At 54.7% G+C, this 23,444-nt stretch carries 18 protein-coding genes; 1 reads left to right on the plus strand and 17 read right to left on the minus strand.

Going from position 1 to position 23,444, the window contains the following annotated elements:
* Positions 1 to 16: 16 nt before the first annotated feature.
* From J7J49_RS21300 to J7J49_RS21370, 15 genes are all read right to left on the minus strand, one after another.
* Positions 17 to 1,063 carry an ArsJ-associated glyceraldehyde-3-phosphate dehydrogenase gene (locus tag J7J49_RS21300; RefSeq protein WP_215095520.1) on the minus strand — a complete coding sequence of 349 codons (1,047 nt, stop codon included), beginning with the start codon at positions 1,061 to 1,063 and terminating at the stop codon, positions 17 to 19.
* 132 nt (positions 1,064 to 1,195) lie between these two features.
* A complete protein-coding gene (gene pstB / locus J7J49_RS21305; RefSeq protein WP_064233675.1) occupies positions 1,196 to 2,035 on the minus strand; it encodes a phosphate ABC transporter ATP-binding protein PstB in 840 nt (279 codons plus the stop codon).
* A gap of 25 nt (positions 2,036 to 2,060) precedes the next feature.
* Positions 2,061 to 3,227: a phosphate ABC transporter permease PstA gene (gene pstA / locus J7J49_RS21310; RefSeq protein ID WP_064233674.1), complete on the minus strand. Its 1,167-nt coding sequence runs from the start codon at positions 3,225 to 3,227 to the stop codon at positions 2,061 to 2,063.
* Between the two features lie 15 nt (positions 3,228 to 3,242).
* Positions 3,243 to 4,499, minus strand: a complete 1,257-nt coding sequence (gene pstC / locus J7J49_RS21315) for a phosphate ABC transporter permease subunit PstC (RefSeq protein ID WP_064233673.1) — start codon at positions 4,497 to 4,499, stop codon at positions 3,243 to 3,245.
* A 168-nt stretch (positions 4,500 to 4,667) separates the two neighbouring features.
* The gene (locus tag J7J49_RS21320) at positions 4,668 to 5,678 is read right to left on the minus strand and encodes a substrate-binding domain-containing protein (RefSeq protein ID WP_215095522.1); all 1,011 of its coding nucleotides are present in this window, start codon (positions 5,676 to 5,678) and stop codon (positions 4,668 to 4,670) included.
* Between the two features lie 119 nt (positions 5,679 to 5,797).
* Entirely contained in the window at positions 5,798 to 6,529 is a 732-nt protein-coding gene (locus J7J49_RS21325; protein ID WP_082906611.1) for a sulfite exporter TauE/SafE family protein, read from the minus strand.
* A gap of 48 nt (positions 6,530 to 6,577) precedes the next feature.
* The gene (locus tag J7J49_RS21330) at positions 6,578 to 7,774 is read right to left on the minus strand and encodes a multidrug effflux MFS transporter (protein WP_064233671.1); all 1,197 of its coding nucleotides are present in this window, start codon (positions 7,772 to 7,774) and stop codon (positions 6,578 to 6,580) included.
* A gap of 137 nt (positions 7,775 to 7,911) precedes the next feature.
* A complete protein-coding gene (locus tag J7J49_RS21335) occupies positions 7,912 to 8,430 on the minus strand; it encodes an STAS domain-containing protein (RefSeq protein ID WP_215095524.1) in 519 nt (172 codons plus the stop codon).
* The gene (locus J7J49_RS21340) at positions 8,420 to 9,613 is read right to left on the minus strand and encodes a PP2C family protein-serine/threonine phosphatase (RefSeq protein WP_064233669.1); all 1,194 of its coding nucleotides are present in this window, start codon (positions 9,611 to 9,613) and stop codon (positions 8,420 to 8,422) included. The genes J7J49_RS21335 and J7J49_RS21340 overlap by 11 nt, the downstream gene beginning before the upstream one ends.
* A gap of 233 nt (positions 9,614 to 9,846) precedes the next feature.
* Positions 9,847 to 10,641, minus strand: a complete 795-nt coding sequence (locus J7J49_RS21345; RefSeq protein WP_064233668.1) for an MlaA family lipoprotein — start codon at positions 10,639 to 10,641, stop codon at positions 9,847 to 9,849.
* Between the two features lie 39 nt (positions 10,642 to 10,680).
* Positions 10,681 to 11,802, minus strand: coding sequence for a beta-ketoacyl-ACP synthase III (locus J7J49_RS21350; protein WP_215095526.1), 1,122 nt, complete (start codon positions 11,800 to 11,802; stop codon positions 10,681 to 10,683).
* Between the two features lie 126 nt (positions 11,803 to 11,928).
* Positions 11,929 to 15,948: an ATP-dependent RNA helicase HrpA gene (gene hrpA, locus J7J49_RS21355; RefSeq protein WP_215095528.1), complete on the minus strand. Its 4,020-nt coding sequence runs from the start codon at positions 15,946 to 15,948 to the stop codon at positions 11,929 to 11,931.
* A gap of 160 nt (positions 15,949 to 16,108) precedes the next feature.
* Positions 16,109 to 17,779, minus strand: a complete 1,671-nt coding sequence (locus tag J7J49_RS21360; protein WP_064233665.1) for an AMP-binding protein — start codon at positions 17,777 to 17,779, stop codon at positions 16,109 to 16,111.
* 212 nt (positions 17,780 to 17,991) lie between these two features.
* Positions 17,992 to 18,771 (minus strand): class II glutamine amidotransferase, encoded by a 780-nt coding sequence (locus tag J7J49_RS21365; RefSeq protein ID WP_215095530.1) that lies wholly within the window; start codon positions 18,769 to 18,771, stop codon positions 17,992 to 17,994.
* Between the two features lie 69 nt (positions 18,772 to 18,840).
* Positions 18,841 to 19,266 carry a hypothetical protein gene (locus J7J49_RS21370; protein ID WP_215095532.1) on the minus strand — a complete coding sequence of 142 codons (426 nt, stop codon included), beginning with the start codon at positions 19,264 to 19,266 and terminating at the stop codon, positions 18,841 to 18,843.
* A gap of 62 nt (positions 19,267 to 19,328) precedes the next feature.
* Here J7J49_RS21370 and J7J49_RS21375 point away from each other — a divergent pair, with 62 nt between their 5' ends.
* Entirely contained in the window at positions 19,329 to 21,431 is a 2,103-nt protein-coding gene (locus J7J49_RS21375) for a S9 family peptidase (RefSeq protein ID WP_215095534.1), read from the plus strand.
* Here J7J49_RS21375 and J7J49_RS21380 read toward each other — a convergent pair.
* The gene (locus tag J7J49_RS21380) at positions 21,379 to 21,963 is read right to left on the minus strand and encodes a biliverdin-producing heme oxygenase (protein ID WP_215095536.1); all 585 of its coding nucleotides are present in this window, start codon (positions 21,961 to 21,963) and stop codon (positions 21,379 to 21,381) included. The two genes, J7J49_RS21375 and J7J49_RS21380, sit on opposite strands and share 53 nt — an antisense overlap.
* On the minus strand, positions 21,956 to 23,443 hold the full coding sequence (locus tag J7J49_RS21385) for a GAF domain-containing protein (RefSeq protein ID WP_215095537.1): 1,488 nt from the start codon (positions 23,441 to 23,443) through the stop codon (positions 21,956 to 21,958). The genes J7J49_RS21380 and J7J49_RS21385 overlap by 8 nt, the downstream gene beginning before the upstream one ends.
* Position 23,444: the final 1 nt, after the last annotated feature.

Consider the following 23,444-nt stretch of genomic DNA (forward strand, 5'->3'; position numbering starts at 1 on the left):
GTTCAACAACGGCGATTCAGCCACGGCTCACCTGCTCAAAATCTAGCTGCTCACGCCCGACCATAAGAGCCAGCTCGGCAGTGCGGTTGGCATAGCCCCACTCGTTGTCATACCAGGCGTAGAGCTTTAGCTGGGTGCCGTTGATCACCATGGTGGAGAGCGCATCGATAATCGAACTGCGCGGATCGGTGCGGTAATCGATCGACACCAGCGGGCGCTCTTCATAGCCCAAAATCCCTGCTAGCGAGCCATCGGCAGCGGCTTTCAGCGCCTGATTAACCTCGTCTACGCTTACTTCGCGCTCAAGCTCGAACACCATATCGGTAAGCGACGCATTAGCCAGCGGCACACGGATCGCGTGGCCATTAAGCTTGCCTTCCAACTCAGGGAAAATGGCGGTAATCGCCTTGGCCGAACCGGTCGTGGTAGGAATCAGGCTCATACCGCAAGCGCGAGCCCGGCGCAGGTCTTTATGCGGCGCGTCGAGAATCGTTTGGGTATTGGTGATGTCATGCACGGTGGTCATTGAGCCATGGCGAATACCAAACGTTTCCTGAATGACTTTGACCACCGGTGCCAGACAGTTGGTAGTGCAACTGGCAGCGGTGACGATCTTATGCTGAGCCGGGTCATAGAGATGGTCGTTCACCCCCACCACGACATTCAGCACGCTCGACTCTTTCATAGGCGCGCTGACCACCACACGCGCAACGCCTTGATCAAGATACGCCTGGAGTTTATCGGTGGTTTTCATTACGCCCGAGCACTCAATGACAATATCGCAACTCGACCAGTCGCTCTCGGCAATGGCTTTGTTGGCGCTAAAGACGACGGTTTTCCCATCCAGAACGATAGCGTCATCCGTTGCCGAGATTCCTTTCCCAGGCGCCCAGTGCCCGTGAACTGAGTCAAACTCCAGCAAGTGGGCAAAAGTGGCCGCATCACCGCCCGGGTCATTAATGCGCGTTAGTTCTACCGCTCCAGACTCTACCTGCGCCCACAAGCTGCGCAGCGCCAAGCGCCCAATACGGCCAAAACCGTTGATACCGATACGTAGTGCCACGGGGGCCTCCTAAGCTGTCTGTTTTGCAAAAGCATAACGCTAACATACGTTTAAACATATATTAATACTTAAAAAAAACGTTAATAAAAACAGACCTACTGATCGACAGTAGGTCTGTTTATCCAGCGTTAATTAACCATAGCGACCAGAAATATAGTCTTCTGTCTTCTTCTGCGCTGGCGTCGAGAACATTACTTTGGTGTCGTTGTACTCAATGATTTCCCCCAGGTGGAAGAACGCCGTATAGTCCGCTACCCGCGCCGCCTGCTGCATATTGTGCGTAACGGTAATGATGGTGAACTTCTCTTTCAGCTTGTCCATCAAATCTTCGATAGTCGCTGTTGAGATCGGATCAAGCGCCGAGGTTGGCTCATCCATCAAGATCACATCGGGCTGAACCGCAATGGCACGGGCAATACACAGCCGCTGCTGCTGACCACCGGAAAGCGAGGTGCCAGGCTCATGCAGCTTGTCTTTTACCTCGTTCCACAGACCCGCATCGCGCAGTGCTTTCTCTACCAGCTCTTCCTGCTCGGCTTTACGGCTGACGATGTCGTGCATGCGTGGAGCATAGGCCACATTTTCAAAAATCGACTTAGGGAACGGGTTTGGCTTCTGAAATACCATGCCCACCCGGCGGCGCAGTGCCACTTCGTCCATCTTGGCAGCGTTAACATCGCGGCCATCCATCTCGACCAACCCTTCAATTCTGACCGAAGGAATAAGGTCGTTCATACGGTTCAGGCAGCGAAGAAACGTCGACTTGCCGCAACCAGAAGGCCCGATCAACGCCGTCACATTCTTCTGGAAAAGATCAATATTGAGACCATTCAGCGCCTGCGCCTTACCGTACCAGAGGTTCAAATCCCGCACGCGGATGCTCAGATCATGACACGCTTGATCATTACGCGTGTAAGGCTGCCCAACCGCCGGGGCTAGCTGCTCACTCATTTCAGGTACTTGGCTGTTCATAATAGTTTCCTTGAAAACGGTCGGCTTACCAGCGACGTTCAAATTTCTTGCGTAACAGGACAGCGGCAGCGTTCAGCGAAATCAGAACTGCCAAAAGCACTATAATCCCGCCTGCGGTTTTTTCGACAAAGGCACGATCAGGCTCACCGGACCAGGTAAACACCTGGGCGGGCATCACTGTTGCCGCTTCGGTAAATGAGGCTGTCACGTCTGGAATGAACGCCACCATGCCCACGATAATCAGCGGCGCTGTCTCCCCCATTGCCTGAGCCAGTCCAATGATAGAGCCTGTCATAATACCGGGCATAGCCAGCGGCAATACGTGGTCTTTAACCACTTGCCAGCGAGAACAACCCACCCCAAACGCCGCATGGCGGATGGATTCTGGCACGCTGCGCAGAGCGGTACGCGTAGAAATAATAATCACCGGCAAGGTCATCAGTGCAAGTGTCATACCACCCACCAAGGGGGATGAGCGTGGTACCCCGAAGAAGTTAATAAAGATCGCCAAACCCAGTAGACCAAACAGAATCGAGGGGATGGCAGCCAGGTTATTAATATTAATTTCAACCAACTGGGTAAGCCGGTTATCGGGTGCAAACTCTTCCAAATAAACCGCCGTCATCACACCGATAGGAAAGGCAATGGCCAGGGTGACGATCATAGTCATAACTGTACCGACGACGGCCGATAAGATACCCGCCAGTTCCGGCATTTTGGAATCCCCTCGGGAAAAGAAGCCTGAGTTGAACTGCATCTCAACCTTGCCCTCTTCTACCAGACGGTCAATCCTGGCCTTTTCTTCATCATCAAGACGAACGCGATTCCCCTTGAGATATTGATCCACCTCGCCATCTGCCAATACCCAACGATTTTGTGTAGTGCCCAGTAAGGACGGATCGTTGCGCATTTGCAGGGGTATAACCCGAACGACACTGCGGCTTATTAAGGTGGAAAAATCTCGATCAACCGCTGCCCGGCCATTTGTGGACGCCTCCTCGGTGTAGTTGACTTCTATATTGATCATCGCCTGTTGGAAGGCTGGCAAGCCCTTGCTCAACATATCGGCAAAAAATATCAGCAAGAAGGCAGCGGCCAGCGCCAAGGCGCCCATCGACATATATTTCAGGCGCGTAGATTTACGATGGCGGCCCTTGAGTTGCTGGCTTATCTGATCGTATGAATCACTCATTGGGATATCCTGGCGTTACAGATTGTTGACGCGGTATTTGTCACGGAAGCGGCGAATCATAATCACCGACACGAGGTTCAACACGAGTGTCACCACAAACAGCACCAGACCCAGTGCAAAGGCTGAGAGCGTTTCTGCACTATCAAACTCCAGGTCACCCGTCATGGCGGCAACAATCCGCACAGTGACGGTCGTCATCTCTTCCAGCGGGTTAATCGTAAGATTGGGACGCATACCGGCGGCCATCACCACAATCATCGTCTCGCCCAGCGCCCGAGACATACCCAGCAGTGAGGCAGAAATAATGCCTGGAAGAGCCGCAGGAATAACCACGTCACGAATGGTTTCACCCTTGGTCATCCCCAGTGCCAAAGACCCCTGGCGCATGCTGTCGGGTACCGCATTAATGACGTCATCGGAAAGCGAGGAAATAAACGGAATAATCATAATCCCCATCACGATACCGGGAGCCAATGCGTTGTTAAACGACGCATTCAAGCCAATGGCACCCGTTACTTGCACAATAAACGGGGCGACGGTAATCGCGGCAAAGAAGCCGTAAACCACTGTCGGGATACCGGCGAGAATCTCCAACATGGGTTTAGCAAATGAACGTACTCGGCTGGGTGCAAATTCAGCCATATAAATAGCCGAGAGCAGGCCGATAGGTACCGCCACCGCCAAAGCGATACCAGTAATCATAAAAGTACCGGCAAATAGTGGTACCGAACCAAATTCGGCGCCACCGCTAGCGCCCTCGCCCCGACCAGCAGCTATTAGAAAGCTATTACCGGGTGCCCAGGTGGTGCCGGTGATAAACTCCCAGAAACTGTGCATCTGGAAGAAATTCAGAGCTTCGCCGACGATCGATATCAAAATACCCAGCGTCGTCAGGATCGAAATCGTCGCGGCACCTGCCAGCACCCAGAGAATGACCGACTCGATCGCCCGGCGAGCATGAAAATTGGAGCGAATCAGCTTCATGCCTACGATAAGCCCCACCACCGCCACAGCGAGACTCACCAAAAGCAGGGAAAAAGTAGGTATCTCGCTGCCTATCAACAGCATGACGAAAGCACCAAGCGCACTCACCAGTATGGCCGGCCCAGCAGTCGCCACCACAGCGAACCAAGCGTACTGGTCGGGCTGCGCATACATCGACGTTCCCGATGCACGTACACGTGTGGCCTTGCTTCGCCCGACAAAAAAGGCGGCAAGCCCAAGCAGCAGAAGTACGCTGCAAAAAATCAAAAAAAGCTGGTTGGTCTGCATCGTTAATATCTCAGGTTAACCAATGGATCCGTTTGCGAGTCACCTTAAGGCAAGAACATGACAGCTTTGTGACAACGCCACTAACTAACAGCCGTTGCACCAGGCCTTTTTGAAAAGCAAGAAGCCGGCAGCGTGGGCTGCCGGCTTCTTTACTGTCGTAAGGCTAACTTACTCCAGGTCTTCCTTTGCAAGCTGCTTGCGATCCGCCAAATCAGACTGAACTTGCTCAAGCGCATCGGCGGTCGGAAGGATCAAACCGATATCCTTAAGCAGACCACCTTCACCAATCATCATGTCAGACACGAACATTTCTGCGTATTCATACATGACCGGTACTTCGTCAGCATGCTGGTTCTTAATGTAGAAGAACATAGTACGTGCAACCGGATATTCGTCGCTAGCGATCGTTTCTGGTGTCGGATCAACACCATCAATGCTAGAACCGATCAGCACGTTGTCGTTCTCTTCAAGGAAGGAGTAACCGAAGACACCAAAGGCAGTCGTATCCTGGGTCAAACGCTGAACGATCAGGTTGTCGTTTTCACCGCCGTCAACCCAGCCACCATCGGTACGGATATCCGAGTAAGCTTCACCATATTCTGGGAAGCTTTCAGAAGCGGCTTCCATAACCAACTCATCGAAAGAGTCACGGGTTCCCGACGTAGTCGGCGGACCTACGATGACGATTTCACGATCAGGTAGTGAAGCGTCGATCTGGTTCCAGTTGGTGTAAGGGTTTTTCACCAACTCACCATCAACCGGCACCATATCGGCAGCCGCAAGGAATATCTGCTCACGGGTAACCGGCATCGGCTCATTTTCATTGGACTGAGCAAAGGCAATACCATCACTGCCGATATAAACTTCAGTGATATCAGTAACGCCGTTTTCTACACAGCGCTCGAACTCAGACACCTTCATGCGACGCGAGGAGTTGGTAACATCCGGTGTACCGGTGCCAACACCGTTACAGAACAGACGCATGCCACCGCCTGAACCAGTTGATTCAATAACAGGTGTCGGGTTGTTAGTGGTTGCACCAAACTCTTCCGCTACAAAGCTGGAGAATGGGTAAACGGTACTGGAGCCTACGATATTGATTTGATCACGGGCTTGAGCAACACCTGCCACACTCATGACGGCAGCCGCGAGCACGGTGGTTTTTAGAATACGGTTCATGCGAAATACTCCTGTTCATGTAGGGATCTGGCCTTCGCAGGACACACTTTGCACCGGCTCCATGACAACTTCATGACAGCGGGCAACACAGGAGATTTTTTTGCTAAGGGGGAAAGTGCTTAAAACAGCAGCCCGAGCGCGGCCAAGGTACACAGCGCAAGGGAGGCCCCTTGCAGCAGCCTTCTGTCCAAACGGTGAGCAATGCCATCCGCCAGAGCGTTACCGATTAATACAGCAGGCAAGAAAGTGAGCGCGACCTGGAAATGCCATAGCTCAATCCGATCCGCCAGGGCGAGGGTTATCAAGGTCAACAGGGAGGTCAAAATAAAGAACGCAGCTAAGTTACCACGTACGCGATCAGCCGGTAGGCCATGCATCAACAGCACAATGGGCGGGCCGCCAATGGCAGCAACGGTGCCGAAAATGCCTGAAAGTACCCCCGCGCCAAACAAGGTTATGCGGTTCACTGGCAGTTGAAAGCGGCACAAGGTGACCAATACCGCAAACAGCACGATAACCGCAATCAGCTTTTCCAATACAAACATCGGCGCGGCGAGCAACAGCCAAATACCCAACGCATTGCCAGGTAATCGCCCTACTAACGCCATACCAATGGAATCCAGGCGCACCTCGTGCCAGTAGTGGCGCACCATCATCAGCGAGACAGTAAAACCAAACAACACCAGAATGACCGGAACTAATCGTGGCTCGAGCATCAACAGTAGCGGCGCACCGATGACGGCCAAGCCAAAACCGGTCGCGCGCTGTACAAAGGCACCCAGCAGCAGTACACCGGAGCAAGCCCACCAAGTGCTCATGGGCATATTGACCCAGACCAGCAGGCTATCCATTAGTGCTGTTCATCCCTACGGTTCATTCCTAGGTTTCATTCCTACTAGTTATCCCTGTTGTTCTTCAACGCTGGGCGCCTTGGTTAGTTTGCGTACGCCGATATTGCCCAGTAACGCAGCGCCCAGCATGGTGAGCACCATGGGCCAAAGGTGTTCAACCTCAAATAGCCCTACCATCACACCGGCCAGCGCCCCACAAGTAAACTGTATACCGCCCAGCAGCGCCGTTGCCGTGGCGCTGATATGGCCAAAATGATCCAACAGCGATGAAATCGCGTTGGGCGTGATCAGCCCGATCATACCGGTAAACAGCATAATCAGCGGCACCACAATGATTAACGACGCCATGTTGAGCGCAGTGGCTGCGACCAACCCAAGTGCAGCGATAAGCTGAATAAGAAGACCCAGGCGTAAATTCTGCTGGGGAGTACGCTTACGCAGCAGATGAATATTGACCCGATTAGACAGCGCAATCACTACCACGTTGACCCCAAACACCAGCGGATAGGTGGCTGGCGAGAGGCCAAAATAATCAAGATATAGAAACGGCGAAGCGGTCACGAAGGCAAACAGGCCCGCGAAGGAGGCGGCAACCGCACAGATATACCCCATGCCTTCACGATGCTTCAGTACACTGGCGTAATTGCGGATGACCTGACGCGGAGAAGCGGCGGGCAGCGACATATCGCGGGTTTCAGGCAGGCGCGTGCCTAATAGCCAGAGTAAAAAGCCTGCATAGACGGCCAAGAACACAAAAATCAGCCACCAACCGGCAATGTGCAGCAGTAAACTACCCACAGTAGGTGCCACTAGCGGCGCCAGCATCATAATCATCGCCATGGTCGACATGACTTTAGCGGCCTCGCGTCCACTAAAGCAGTCGCGCACAATCGCCGCTGAATTGACGACACAGGCCCCGCCCCCCAACGCCTGGATAAACCGCCAAGCCAATAGCGTGGGCAAACTCTCCACCTGGGTAATGGCAAGGCTAGCGAGCATAAACACCACCAAACCGCCCAGGAGCACTGGCTTCCTGCCCATGCGATCCGAAAGCGGCCCAAAACATAGCTGGCCCAACGCAAAGCCGAACAAAAACACGCTAATGGAGAGTTCAGTGCGGTGAATACTGGCCCCGATGCTCTCCGCAATGACCCCCATGGCGGGCAAGTAGGCATCGATAGCAAAAGGCGCCAGCGCCGTGTTGGCGGCCACCAACAGTGCTACCCGACGAGGATTAAGATCCATGGGTCTCCTTAAGGCGATAATGAACGCACTGGAATAGATAGGCCGCTAATCATAGCCGATTTTGAGACATTTGTCGGGACTGGATGCTATCGATCAATAGCCCTGGATGACCAGGGGCTTTTCAGGATGAGGGACGTTTAATGATGCGTGGTGGCGTCGTGCGACTCAAGCATCTCGACCAGGGGCTGAAACTGCTCGCGGTTATGCTCGTTCATATGCATTAAAATGCGGTGGGCTTCAAGGATCCGATCACGCAGCCCTTCTTCGTCTGCGGGCTCTTGGGGAAGCTCTTCAAGCGCATTATTAAGCGTAGTCGCCTGCTGTAGTGGCGCTTCCATCAGCGTAAAAAAACGCGAAAAACCCATTACGTCCAACATCTGTCGCACGTCAGGGTTATCGACAATAATCGTCGGCGATTGCTCCAGCCGCCCTTTGACCGCCATCGCGACCTTGGCCAGAAAGCCAAGCGCCGTCGAATCCACGTTGGTCGCTTCTCGCAGATCAATCAGTACGGCATGCAACCCCGGCGTCTCGGCAAGACGTTGAGCTTGGGTGTCCAACGTGGCGCAGAGCGTCAAGCGCACATCACCACACAGTTTTAAAACAAAAACACCAGAATTGAACGCCGCTTTAATGCGGCCTTCTTCAATCAGCATGACCAAATCCGCTCACCATCATGATTGTAATATCATCGGGTAAAGCATCGCGCTCTTGATTGGCATCGAACTCCGCATCTCCTTCAGCAAGAAGAGCGTTTGTTTCTGCTAGCCGATCGCGCAACTGCTCAAGCGTGACACTCTCACTTACTAATTGCTCAAGCTCCTTGAGCCGCGTGTCGAGCGTTTTACCCGGCAAGCATTCCAATACACCATCTGAGCAGAGCCACAAACGAAAGTCACTCGGCAAAACACAGCTAAGCGCAGGATACTCCACATCGGGGAAAAGGCCTACCGGCATTCCCTCGCCTTCTAAACGACGTAGCTCTCCCCCCGCCGCTAACAGGGGCATAGGAAGCTGCGCGCCGAGCGAATAGTGCAGAGTATGCGACTCATGGTCAATAACACCGACAAATAAGGTGGCATGTTTGCCGATATCGGTGCCCTGCAGCTCTCGGTTCATCGCCTTTAGCCAATCTGGCGGCAGATTTTCCGGGTGCTGACCATCCCACTCACTCAGCCAACGGTTACATAAATATTTGAGCAGCACCGTGACGAATGCCGACGAGGCGCCATGCCCCGATACATCGGCAAAATAGAAGGCGCTGTAACGCTCGTTATAGCGTTGATAATCAAGGAAATCACCGGACAAATAAAGCGAAGGTGCAAATACGTAGTCGTAATACACGCCGTTAATTACTTTGGGGCGTAACGGTAGTAAACGCCGCTGGATATGACCGCCGCTCTGCTGATCCATGCGCAATAGCGCCAGATGAGTCTCTAAGCTTTCATTTAACTCCGCTAGACGTGCATGGTCCCGCTCGCGCTCCAGTGCCAGATCGTTAAGCTCAATGGCCTTACGGATCATTCGTCGCAACAGCTCAGCGTGACGTAGGGGGTGGACGATATAATCCACCAGACCTACATCAATCGCCTTGATCAAGTCGGCATCCTGGCGCGAGTCGCTGACCACCAGCGTAGGTAAGCGACGCGTTAACTGCGACCATTGCTGACGCGGAACAGCTCTGGCGTGGGCAACAATTAGCGCCGTGCCAGCGGGTAGATTATTGATATCTTCAGCGGCAAACACCCACATGCCGTCGCAAGTAATCGCTTCAGCCAGCGCATCGCGTTCACGACCGGGTTCATCGATCACCGCGATCAACTGCTTAGAATGATCCATCATAAGCCTCAATCGGTGACTTCGTCGCCACCAAAGTCGCTATCATCCTGGTCACTGTTGTCAAAGCCGCTATCTTCGAAACTACTGTTTTCGAAACTACTATCTTCGAAACCTGAGTCTTCAAAAACTGAGTCTTCAAAACCTGAGTCTTCAAAACCTTAGTCTTCAAAACCTTAGTCTTCAAAACCTTAGTCTTCAAAACCTTAGTCTTCAAAACCAGCGTCTTCAAAACCTTAGTCTTCAAAACCAGCGTCTTCAAAATCGCTGTCATTAAACTCGAAAGTTTCGCTAGCGAAGGGGTCATCGCCCAATTCTCCATCGCTCACCTCAAATTGGCGGCTCTGTAAGTAAGCGTCACGAATAAAACGGTAGCGATCACCGCGAATTAACGCTTCCTGGTCAAGCAAACCCGCTCGAATATCGATCACATTCAGTGCGGTAAGGCTTAATCGAACGGCGTCATCGTCAACATAGGTAACAGGATAGGCCGCCATATCAGCCGGCATACCGGTGGTATCCCGTAACGTGCTGGGACCAAATAAAGGCAGCACCAAATAGCGCGAATCTTGCCAACCCCACACGGCCAACGTTTGTCCGAAATCTTCTTTATCCGCGGTAATTTCCATCAGGGTGGCATAATCTAATAAGCCACCAATGCCTACCGTGGAGTTAATCAAAAAGCGCGATGTGGCGAGGCCTGCATTCTTCGGTTTGCCTTGCAGCACGCTATTAAGCACGGTACGCACTTCGCCTAAATTGGAGAAAAAATTACCCACCCCGGTTTCCACTGGATCTGGGGTAATGGTGCGATAGCCTTTTGCCACCGGCTTAAGCGCGTAGCGATCCAGCACATCGTTAAATGTAAACACTTTGCGGTTAAAGCCTTCCCATGGATCTTCGGGAGCCGCATTTTCCGCCATTTGCGTGCTGGCACAGCCACCGGTTCCAAGTAACGTCACCAGCAGTAGAGGCAACCCTTTGCTACGCAAAGAAAGCGCAGGCTTCTCGTTATTTAACCACTGCCACATGACATTTTCCTTTTTCAATTCCGCTGCACACTTACAAACTTACAAACGCCGGATGACCACACTGCCTGCGCTATACCCTGCCCCGAAGGAGCAAATTACACCAATGTCACCCTCCTCAAGCCCCTCGCGATGGAGGTGGAAGGCGATAATAGAGCCCGCTGAGCTGGTATTGGCGTAACGGTCTAGAATGATCGGCGCCTGAACTTCACTCGGGTCATAACCCAATACTTTACGGGCAATCAAATCGTTCATATGCCGGTTAGCCTGGTGAAGCCACATGCGCTTAAGATCACTACCGGCTAACTCTAAGGAGGCCAGATGCTCAGTGATCAGTTTAGCCACCATCGGGCAAACCTCCTTAAACACTCGCCGCCCTTCTTGCACAAAAAGCTTATCCAAGGCCAGCGGATCGCTGTCCGTTACGCGGTTTAGAAATCCAGCATTATTGCGGATCGCGTTGGAAAACTTGGTAACTAACCGCGTACCGAGGATTTCAAACTGCTCGTCGGCAATCGCGACTGCACTACTTTCTAGTACCACTGCTGTGCAAGCATCGCCGAAAATGAAGTGGCTGTCACGGTCTCGGAAGTTGAGGTGCGCCGAGCAAACTTCTGGATTGACCACCAAGGCGCGCTTAACACTACCTGAAGCTATGGCATTGGCAGCCGTTTCCAAAGCAAACGTCGCTGAGCTACAGGCCACGTTCATATCGAACCCATAGCCGCTTGTTTCCAGGGCTTGCTGCACTTCTACCGCCACGGCGGGATAGGCGCGCTCTAGGTTTGAGCAGGCAACGATCACCAGCTCTATGTCAGCAGCATCTACCTTGGCAGCAGCCAACGCCTGACGTGCAGCGGCTGTCGCCATCTCGCACTGAATCGAAGGTTCGTCATTGCCCCGCTGCGGCAGTTTAGGCCGCATACGCTGTGGGTCAAGGATTCCTGACGCATCGAGCACGTAACGGCTCTGAATACCGGAGGCTTTTTCGATAAATTCGCTGCTTGAGTGCGCCAGTGGTTCGCGCTCGCCGCGCGCAATGGCGCCGGCGTGCTGTTCATTCTCGCTGTCTACCCAAGCATTAAATGCCGCCACCAGGGCCGCATTATCAATGGCGTGTTCCGGTGTATAGAGTCCTGTACCGGTAATCACCACATGTGTCATGCCAATCTCCTCTAAGCGGCTTGCCGACGTGACCGGCCATCAATGTAGCGTGCGACTTACGGCGAACCCATCACGTTACTGTGTGCGTAAAATAGCGGTTTTTCCAGCAACTTTTTCCAACCACTGCTAAACGCTAGTGATCTCTTGCCAGCGCTTTTCCAATCGTTTCACCGACACCACCATGCTAGTACCCAACTGCTGAGCGAATAGCGACACCCTAAGCTCTTGCAACCACCAGCCAAAAGCGACCAGTTCTGGGTCTTCCACCCGCCCGCGGCGCTCGCTTTCGCGGCGGGCATCAAAGCGCGCCTCTAATGCCTGGACATCTTGCATCATCATTTGATCGCGGCCACGTTCACGGGCTGCTTTTTCAAGCCGAATGAGCGCCGCCTCGGTGTAGCGCGGGTATTCATCTAGCCATGCGCCTGCATCGCGGATAAAGCCTGGGTAGACCAAACGCTGCATCTGCGCGCTAACATCGCTGTACACCAACGCCAGGGCAAAATTAAGCTTCCCTTTGAGCACCTTACTGACCGCCAGATGGCCTTTTAGCGCGACCTCTACCCGCGCCAAGAGCACTTTCGCTTCATCAACGAGTTGGCTTTGGGTAGCGTTTAGACACTGGCTAAATTCCCCTTCTGAGCGCGGCAGGGGGTGCTGGGCGACCACTTGGGTAAATACCGCAAGCAACAGATCATCGACCAAAGCTTGTTTACTGCCCACTTTGGCAAACAGTAGTGCGCACTTCTCAACCCCCGGCAGTTGTTTAATCGCTTTTACCTGTTCGGGTAACTTGGCAATGGCCAGTCGGGCGATGCCCTCCTGGTGGGCAGCCTCCGCTTTTGCCGGGTGATCAAACAGCGCTACCTTGAACTCTCGGGCGTCAGCTGCAACGTCAGCAACAACCAAGGCAGGATACGCCTCTACGCGGATGCCGGCCTGGGTGGTAACACGCGAAGCAGGCAGCGGCATTTTGGGTAACCCGGCAACGGCGGGCTCATGGCTAACCTGCTCGGCCAGCGCCTGAGCGCCTGCGCTGGCGGCGGCTTCAAAGCGCTGTTCCAAGGCGCGCAGGTCACGCCCCTGTCCTAGGGTCTCGCCCGCGTGATCGACTACGCGAATATTCATGCTCAGATGCGGTTCAAGCAAATCCAGGCGCCAGTCGTCAGGATGCACCCGCGTGGATGTCCGACGACGAATAAACTCGCCCAGCACTTCGGTTAACGGGCGCTGGTCGGGCACCAGAGTCTCCAACGCCGCATCCACCCAATCGGGAATCGGCACCACCTGACGGCGGATGCTTTTCGGCAGCGACTTCAACAGCGCAATACACTTTTCGCGCAGCAGCCCCGGCACCAGCCACTCCAACGCGTGAACTGGCACCTGGGGCAGCATGGCGGCGGGAACGGTCAGCGTAACACCGTCATCTTCGGCTTCAGGGTCAAAGTGGTAACTGACGGGATAGGCCACGCCCGCCAGGATTAAATGATCGGGGTACTGTGCCTGGGTGACGTCCTCCGCATCCCGCGCTTTGAGTGAATCAATATCGAAGTGGAGTAGTTGCGGGGTTTGCTGCTCGGCCTGTTTGCGCCAGTGCTCAAATCCCTTGCCGTTGACGGTTTCAGCCGGAATGCGCTGGTTGTAAAAATCGTACAGGGTGTCTTCATCGACCAGTATGTCCCGCCGCCGAGCGCGATCTTCCAATGCCTCAACTTCGTCGATCAGTGCGCGGTTGTGGGCAAAGAAGGCACCTTTGGTTTGAAACTCCCCTTCCACCAGCGCACGGCGAATAAACAGCTCCCGGGATTCCTGGGGAGCGATTGGCCCGTAATGTACCCTGCGCCGCGCCACAATCGGCAGACCAAACAGCGTCACTTGCTCAAAAGCGACAACCTGGGCACGTTTCATTTCCCAATGGGGTTCGCTGTAGCTGCGCTTAACCAGGTGCTGCGCCTGGGGTTCAATCCACTGAGGGTCGATTTTTGCCACGGTGCGAGCAAATAACTTGGAGGTTTCCACCATCTCAAACGCCATGATCCACTTGGGCGACTTCTTGGCCAACCCAGAGCCTGGGTGAATCATAAATTTACGATTGCGGGCGCCGAGATACTCGCGGTTCTCCACCAGCGTGCCCAGGTTGGAGAGCAGCCCCGAAAGCAGCGCCTGGTGTACCTTGCCCGAGGTTTTACGCCGCATTTGTCGCGCCTGCTCTTCGCTCTCGTCTTCATTGCGGGGCGGCGGCGCGGGCACTTCGATATCCATATCGCGCAGCAGTTGGCGGAGCTGGCGGAAGGTGTCGTGCCACTCGCGCATGCGCAGGTAATTGATGTAGTGCTCTCGGCACCAGCGGCGCAGCTGATTACCTGACAGCGCTTCGCGGGCATTCTCAATGCCGTGCCAGAGGTTCAACAAAGCGACAAAGTCGGAATCTGGGTCGTGCCAGCGCTGGTGGGCTTGGTCGGCGGCTTGGCGCTTATCCGCCGGTCGGTCGCGGGGGTCTTGGATGGCCAGCGCCGAGACGACGATTAGCACATCGCGCAGGCTGCCGAATTCGGCACCGGCCAGCACCATGCGCGCCAGGCGTGGGTCAATCGGCAGCCGCGCCAGCTTACGCCCGAGCGGAGAAAGGTGCTGCTTTTCATCCACCGCGCCCAGCTCGAACAGTAACCGAAAACCGTCTTTTACAAAGCGGCTATCCGGCGGATCGACGAATGGGAAGGCCTCGATATCGCCAAGCTTTAACCCCAGCATCGAAAGGATGACCGACGCTAAGTTGGTGCGCTGAATTTCGGGGTCGGTAAAGCCGGGCCGGGAGAGAAAATCCTCTTCGCTGTAGAGGCGAATACACACGCCTTCGGCAATCCGCCCGCAGCGGCCTTTGCGCTGGTTGGCGCTGGCCTGACTAACCGCTTCCACCGGTAGTCGCTGGATCTTGGAGCGGTAGCTGTAGCGGCTGATACGCACCAGCCCTGGGTCGATCACGTAGCGAATACCGGGCACCGTTAGCGAGGTTTCCGCAACGTTGGTGGCGAGCACAATACGCCGCCCGCGGTGCGGCGCAAACACGCGGTTCTGCTCTTCGTTAGAGAGCCGAGCGTAGAGCGGCAGAATTTCGGTGCCTTTCAGCTCGGCGCGGCGAAGGGTATCGGCAGTTTCACGGATCTCGCGCTCACCGGGTAAAAACACCAGCACGTCCCGGGGGCCGTGCAGCCAACCTTTCTCCCGCTCGATCGCTTCAATCTCTTCCACCGCGTGCAAAATGCCCTCTTGCAGCGTGCGGTCTTCTTCATCGTCCTCGTCGCGTACGAGCGGCCGGTAGTGCACCTCAACGGGATAGGTGCGCCCGGTGACTTCGACCACCGGTGCAGGCGTTTTGGCCGTGCCGAAGTGCTTGGCAAAGCGCTCCACGTCGATGGTCGCCGAGGTAATGATGACTTTTAGATCGGGCCGCTTAGGGAGCAGGCGCTTGAGGTAGCCGAGCAGAAAGTCGATATTCAGGCTGCGTTCGTGAGCTTCATCAATAATGATCGTGTCGTAGCGCAGCAGCAGCGGATCATTCTGCGTCTCGGCCAGCAAGATCCCGTCGGTCATTAATTTGACCAAGGTTGTTGGGCTGCTTTGGTCGGTGAAGCGCACCTGGTAGCCCACCTGCTCGCCCAGAGAGACTTCCAGCTCTTCCGCCAGGCGACTAGCGACGCTGCGAGCAGCCAGGCGGCGCGGCTGAGTATGACCAATCAAACCACGGCGGCCGCGCCCCAACTCCAAACACATTTTGGGTAACTGGGTGGTTTTGCCCGAGCCGGTCTCCCCCGCCACCACTACCACCTGATGGTCGCGGATGGCGTTAACAATATCTTCCCGCCGCTCGACCACGGGCAGTTCCGGCGGGTAGTTGAGGGCAACCTTTTGAGTTTCACGCTGGCTAAGCTGCTGCTGGGCGCGATCAAGCTCGCGCTGCACTTCGTCCAAACCACGGCTGATAGGCTTGTTATCGCGCAAGCGACGGCTCAACCCGGCTAGGCGTCGTTCCAGCCGTTCTGCATCGCGTAGCATCACATCGCCTGCTGCCTGTTTCAGCGACGCAAGGCGTTGGCTATCGGTAGGGGCTAGGGATGTGTCAGTGGTCACGATAGAGTCGGCTTCCATTCGCTTGGCGATTGAACAAGGGTCATTAAAAAGAGCTATAAAAAAATCAGCCCGCACAGGTGAGCGGGCCGACTATTGTAACGCTTTCAGCGCCACGACGCCTAACGCAGCGTTGGGGCGTTATCTAACAGCTAAGTTTTTAACAGCTAGTTTTTAATAGCTAGGTTTTTGCGGGTGCTTCATCGCGCAGTTGTCGGCGCAACACTTTGCCCACGTTGGTTTTGGGCAACTCGTCACGAAACTCGATGATCTTAGGCACCTTGTAACCGGTCAGCTCTTTTTTGCACCAGTCACGTAGCGTTTTCTCATCAAGCTGGCTATTTTTGCTCACCACGAACAGCTTAATCACTTCGCCAGCGTTTTCATCCGGCACACCCACCGCTGCCGACTCAAGGACATCTGGATGGGCGGCAACCACATCCTCGATTTCATTGGGATAAACGTTGAAGCCAGAGACCAAGATCATGTCTTTTTTACGATCAACGATGCGAATATAGCCATCCTCCTGCAGCACGGCGATATCACCCGTGTGGAACCAGCCATCCTCATCAATCGAAACGCGAGTTTCATCGTCGCGCTGCCAGTAGCCTTTCATCACCTGCGGGCCTTGCACGCACAGCTCTCCCGGCTCGCCCAGTGCCACGTCGTTGCCGTCGGCATCGACGACTTTTACCGCGGTGCCTGCCACGGGCTTGCCGATAGTGCCTAGTTGGATCGCATCAGTGGGGTTGAAGCTAACAATGGGAGACGTCTCGGTCAGACCATACCCCTCAGCGATTGGACAACCGGTCGTTTGCTCCCAACGCTGCGCCGCTGCTTTGGTCAGCGCCATGCCGCCGGAGATCGTCAGCTTCAACTTGGAAAAATCGAGCTGCTTGAAGTCGTCGCGATTACACAGCGCATTAAACAGCGTGTTGAGGCCGATAAAGGCAGTAAAAGGCAGCCCCTTGAGCTCTTTGACAAACCCATCCAGGTCGCGAGGGTTGGTGATTAGCAATGAGTGGTTACCGGTTTCCATTAAGAACAGACAGTTAACCGTAAAGGTATAGATGTGATAAACCGGAAGCGGTGCGATAACCAGTTCTTCACCATCGCTGAGATGCGGCCCAATCGCTTGCCGCGCTTGCAGCATATTGGCGATAAGATTGCGATGGGTCAGCATGGCCCCCTTTGGCATACCCGTAGTGCCGCCCGTATATTGAAGCGCGGCTAAATCGTCGGGGCTCCTCTTGTCCTCGCTATGGCTTAGCGATGCGCCTTTTTTCAGCGCATCGCGAAAACCAACCGCACCGGGCAGCGAATAAGCAGGCACCATTTTCTTAACATGCTTAACTACGGCATTGATTAACCAGCGTTTGGGCACATCGTGCAAGTCGGCTAGTTGGGTGACGATAACGCGCTCGATATCTGTTTTATCGAGTACTTTCTCAAGTTTGTCGGCCATATTAGCCAAAATAACAATGGCTTTAGCGTTGGCGTCCTTGAACTGGTGGGCCATTTCCCGCTCGGTATACAGCGGGTTGGTGTTAACCACCACTAAGCCTGCCCGCAGCGCGCCAAATACCGCTACCGGGAACTGCAGTACGTTAGGCAACTGGATAGCAATACGGTCGCCGGGAACGAGGTCGGTTTCATGCTGAAGCCAAGCCGCAAAATTCGCTGAGAGGCGGTCAAGGTCAGCGAAGGTGAGCGTTTTTCCCATACAGGAAAAAGCGGGTTTGTCCTTAAAACGTGCTACTGCGTTATGAAAAACATCCGTGACTGAATCGTATTGATCCAACCCTTCAAGCGCTGGGCCACGTAAAACGGCGGCGTTGGCGTGTTCGCTCATGGGCAATCTCCGCTATCGGCGTCGGCGTAGGGTCACCGACCTTGTTGTTGTCGCTGGTCTTAGTCTAAAAAGTAGCTTAAGAAGCCCAACGATATACGACCTATAACAGGCTGTAAAACGATCGATTGAAACTTACGTTTAAACTTTAGCCCATAGTCAGGTTTGTTCAATTCAGTGTTACTTCTCTTGTTTCACTTTAGCAATACCTACGTTTATGGACAGTAACGTGCCTGAATTTCTCCATCTCGCCAGACCAATAGCTCACCCGGCACCATGCGCTGCCATGCTTCATTATGAGTAAGAGGCTCGGTGGCAATCACTGAAACAATATCGTTAGGCGTGGTGTGTTCGGCAAAATTCACCGTCATCTCAGCGTCTGAGAGTTCCGCATCGCCAAAGGGCGCACAGCGGGTAATATGCGCCAATTTAGTGGTGCAATAGGTATACAAATAGCAGCCATCGGAGAGCAGCATATTGAACACCCCCAGCGTTCTTAGCTGCTCACACAGCTGATGCAAGCACTTCCAGAGTGGTTCAGGTGAAGCAGGAGGTGTAGGAAAGGTGCGGCGTAACTCACCTATTAACCAGCAGTAGGCATGCTCGCTATCGGTGCTGCCAACCGGGGTGTAGTTGCCTAATGTTAAGCTCTCCCAGCCACTTAGCTGGCCATTATGGGCGTAGCACCAGGGCCGCCCCCACATTTCTCGGGTAAATGGATGAGTATTGGCAAGCTTTACGCCCCCTACATTCGCTTGGCGAATATGGCTAATCACCACATTGGACTTAATCGGGTAGTCACAAATCAACCGCGCGATGGGCGAATCGACTGACGGATGAGGATCACGAAAGTCGCGGTAGCCGCCCTCTTCATAGAAGGCGATTCCCCAGCCATCACGATGGGGACCAGTGCCCCCACCGCGGTGCAAAAAGCCCGAAAAGCTGAAGCAGATGTCGGTGGGCACATTGGCGCTCATCCCCAACAGTTCACACATATGATTCACACATACGGTTCACATATACGTACTCATACACAAACACCAAGACATCGTTCAAACGTGACATCAACCAATCACCGGTTCGCGACGGCGTGGCGATTCGCCTTCATCATCGCTTTCTTCTTCCTGGGTCACATACTCAGCCTCGCCAGGGCGGCGCCACCACCAAAGTGCAACGCCAATAAGCGCTCCTAGCGCCATGCCTAACACCAGCCACATCAGCCCGCCACGTAGCGCCGAGCCGTTATTTTCTAAAAAGCCAACCGCCGCTACCATCGCCGACGGTGCCCAACCGGTATAGAATTCATCCTCTTCTATTAGCGGTAGCCGGAAAGTAGCGGGGATCCATACCGCCCCGGCAACCGTCCAGGTCAGCACAAGACGCGGCAAGCGAGGCAGAAAAGTGAGCGCAAAATAGACCGCGACAATCACTAACAGCGACAGCCCGTAATAACTCAACCAAAGCATTGGCGTTGAATTTGCAAACAGCATAATACCCCTCATGTGGGTGAACTCACCCGACGTTGATTTCCCGTTATGGTACCTATCAATTTATGAAAGCACAGCAAGGCATACATTCAGGCTTACCCGCTGCACGCTATTATCGCGCTAATGATCCGCAATGGCACTGGTTAGAGGAGCGCGACGACCCGCAAGTCAGCGCCTTCTTAACGGCCGCCAACCAGCAACAAGCCGATTGGTTTGCCCCGCTTGCCCCGCTGGAGGAAGCGTTATACCAGAGTCACCTGGCACGCCGCGAATTAGCCGTGACCAGCCTTAAGACAACGCTTGACCACTTCACGTTCTGGAGCGAGACCGGCGCCGAAGATGACTACCCTTGCTGGTGGCGCCACCCCAATCTTCAGCCGGAACAGCACGAATGCTTTTTTGACGTCAGAGCTCGCGCCAACGAGCACGACTTCTACGATATGGGCGATATGGCGCTCTCCCCTGATGAGCAATGGCTAGCCTGGACAGAAGATACCCAAGGCGATGAGCGCTTTACGCTATGGCTGAAAGCACTACCTAGCGGGGAGCCGGTGCAACTATTGAGCGATATTGGCGCGGGGCTGTGCTGGGCAGAAGATCAAACGGCCACCACGGCTACCTTGCTGTTTACCCGCTTTGACGATACCCAGCGCCCGGATAGCGTTTGGCGTTTTTCGCTGACATTGGCTGACTTGATGGCCTCAAAAGAGCCCATGCTGGTACTGCGCGAAGAAGACCCTGAGTTTTGGCTCGGCATCGGCAAAACGCGTTCGCGGTCATGGCTGCTGCTCGAAAGTGGCTCAAAAGACACCAGTGAAATTCACCTGTTGCCCGCTCACTCCCCTGATTCACCCCCCCAGTGTATTCAGTCGCGCCAAGCGGGGGTTGAGTACAGCATTGATCACCGACCAGGCAGTTTTTATCGCCTGCATAACCAGGCTGGTGCTCACTTCCAGCTCGACTTCCTGCCCGAAAGTCAGCTTGGTCAGCCCCAATTGAATTGGCAAACGTTAATCGCCCACCGTGAAGAAGCCACCCTGGAAGGCGTTGATGCGTTCGCTTGGGGGCTGATACTGGCGGAGCGCGATCATGCCCAGGCGCAGGTGCGGTTGCGGCATTTGCTGTTCGATGCCCAGCACGGATGCACGCAGGATGAGTATCTGGCACTGCCCGAGCAACCCTGCTCCCAGATGCTGGAAGATGCGCCGCACTTCGATACGCAGATCGTGCACCTGCGTGAAGAGTCGTTTACCCAGCCGCCCAGCTGGTTCGCACTTGATCTCACCAGCGGCGAACGGACACTGCTGAAGCGGGTGCCTGTGTACGGCAATTTACAACCGCAACAGCTAATCAGTCGCCGCCTTTGGGCCACCAGCGAAGATGGCGAGCAGGTGCCCATATCGGTAGTGATGCGCGCCGACCTGGCGGGCCAACCCCAACCCACACTGCTGTATGGCTACGGCGCCTACGGTGATGCGCTCGACCCCTGGTTCTCGATCGCTAGGTTGGAGCTGCTTGAACGCGGTGCAGCTTTTGCGGTTGCCCATGTCCGCGGTGGCGGCGAACGCGGCGAGCCCTGGTACTTAAACGGTAAAATGGCGCACAAGGAAAACAGTTTTAATGACTTCCTGGCCGCGCGTGATGCACTTGTCGAACAGGGTGTCAGCGATTCACAGCGCATCGCTGCCTATGGTGCCAGCGCCGGTGGGCTGCTGGTCGGCACTTGTGTTAACCGTGCACCGGAAAAATTTTGCGCCGCGCTGCTAGATGTACCCTTTTTAGACGTGCTGCGCACCATGCAGAATCCGGAACTACCGCTAACCACCGCGGAGTACAGCGAGTGGGGAAACCCGGAAGCGCCAGAGATTGCCGCCCGCATCCGCGCTTACTCACCGATCGACAATATCCAGCCCCAGGCCTACCCTGCGCTGTGGATTGAAGGCAGTTGGTTTGACACCCGGGTTAGCTACTGGGAGCCTGCCAAGTTCTATGCCCAAGTGTCTCAACAGCAGCAAGGGTCAGCGCCAATTCTGATGCGTACCGATCTGAGCAGTGGCCACGGCGGCGCATCGGGCCGCTTCAAGGCCTGGCGCGATACTGCGCGGCAAGATGCCTTTATTCTATGGGCACTGGGTTTGGCCCCGCAAACGCAGCCAAATCCAGAGTAAAGCGCTCAAAGGCCTGTTGCGCCCCGGCAAGCACTGCAGGCCACGTAGATAGCGGGCAGTGGTACTCCGCAAAGTGCCAAAAAGCAGCCCACTGTTCGCCTGTTAAGGGATGGGCAGTGAGGAACTGCAAAGGCACCTGCCGCCCCAGCACGCTCTCGACGTGACGGGCAATCATCGCCCCGCCCAAACGTGAGCCTTCGAGCACATAGAGCATACCAACCGTGTTAGCCGGGCTTGTCGGCAGAGCCGCGAAGGGCACCGACGCCACCCTTTTACCCAATCGCTGAATATCTGCCTTCAGTAGCGGCTCACGCTGCATTAATCGGTAATCCATAGCGTGAGCCTGTAAGCCACTACTCAGCGCCTGCTCAAGGCTTGCGATGGGCGCATAAAGCGCGCTTAACGCTGTAGCATACTTTGCAACCGTTAATTCCCGACTAAGCAGCGGCTTCAGAGCGGGATGCTGATCCACTTGATGGTGAGCCACGCGCGTTTCACGCTTAAGCCATTCCCTCAGGGTGGGATTACTCATCCATCTTCCGGGCAAACGACTTAGCCTGTTGCAGTAGCGCGCGCAGTTTCAGCAGGTACATACGAGTATTCGCTGACCAGGGGCGGCTGTGGCCCATCCGCTGCTCGACCCAGGCTTCAAACGAACGCCGCGGTGCGATCCCGCGGCTACCGTCCCGGTAATCAACGGGTTTATCAGGGTTACCGCCCCAGGTAACTTCATAGAGGTGTTCAAGCCGACAAAGGTAAAGATTAACGCTATGGTACTGATCAAGGGGTAAATCACTTACCACTGCAACGCCGGCGATTTCACTCAGCGGCATATCGGGGCAGTCGCTTCGCAAGCTATCGCTTATCCATACCGACGACGTTTCAAACCGCGCCGCCTCCGCCACGACTTCAATTCCAGCCGCCGACAGCCCCTCTCCAGCATGATAAGTGTCGCCACCCACCTGCAGGATGGCGCCATCCGCTGCAAAGGAATCCATTAACCAGTGGCTTAATTCGGGCCAGGCGCTCGCTAACTCACCGTGGCGCATTAGCACGTCTTTAGCTTGGTCAAACTGGCGCTGCATGCCATCGAGCACCTGTAACCGTCTACGCGCTTTATAGTCGCGCAGACGTAGATTAAAGGCTTCTGAAAGCGCACTCATGGCCTGTAGTTGGCTAACCGTTAACTGCTTTGGTACCGCACTGTGGCAAGAAATCAGCGCATCAAGCGTCCCCGCCTGAGTAATGGGGAGAGAAATCGCTGCACCGACCCCCATATTGGCCATATATTCCAAATGAACAGGCGATACGCTGCGCAAATCAACCCATGAAAGATTGGGAATGGCGTTCCGCTCGCGGCCCACAACCGCCACAGGCTCAGCACTGCTATTGGGAATAGAGCGCCATGGATTCTTCATATACAGCTGGCGCGCTATCTGGGGGATATCGCTGGCCGGAAAACGTAAGCCTAAATAGCTGCCCGCTACCTCAGGCTGGCGCGCCTCCGCGGTGACTTCGCCGTCGCCCTCAGGCATAAAGCGGTAGTAGTGGATGCGGTCAAAACCGCTCAACGCCAATAGCGTGTCTAACAGCTGCTGGCACTGTGCTTCAAGCGCCTGGCGATTTTCAGGCACAGGATAAGCTTCTCCTTGCTTCGGCATGGGGTCGGCATGAGCATCAACCGGGTAAAGCTCAAATATCAGTTGTTCACCGTTATGGCTTATTACTACATCGAACTCTTGGGATCCGATATTGCTCTGGCCTGTATAACGCTCGCCTTCTGAAAGGGTTGGTGCCCGGCTATGCACCTCCTCAAGAAAGGCGGGCAGCGGTTGATCCAGTAGCGATTCAAGCCCTGCCTCCACACCGAGCCAATGCAGGATATTTTCAGACACATGGCTGATAGTGCCTTGAAGGTCACTCACCACGAGCACGCCGTGGGGCTGAATAGCACCGGAAAGATGCAGTTGCTCTTGCTCACACTGCTCAATAAACCCGCTTTGCATCGTCATG

Source organism: Halomonas sp. ISL-56 (genome assembly GCF_018612805.1).
Lineage (GTDB): Bacteria > Pseudomonadota > Gammaproteobacteria > Pseudomonadales > Halomonadaceae > Vreelandella.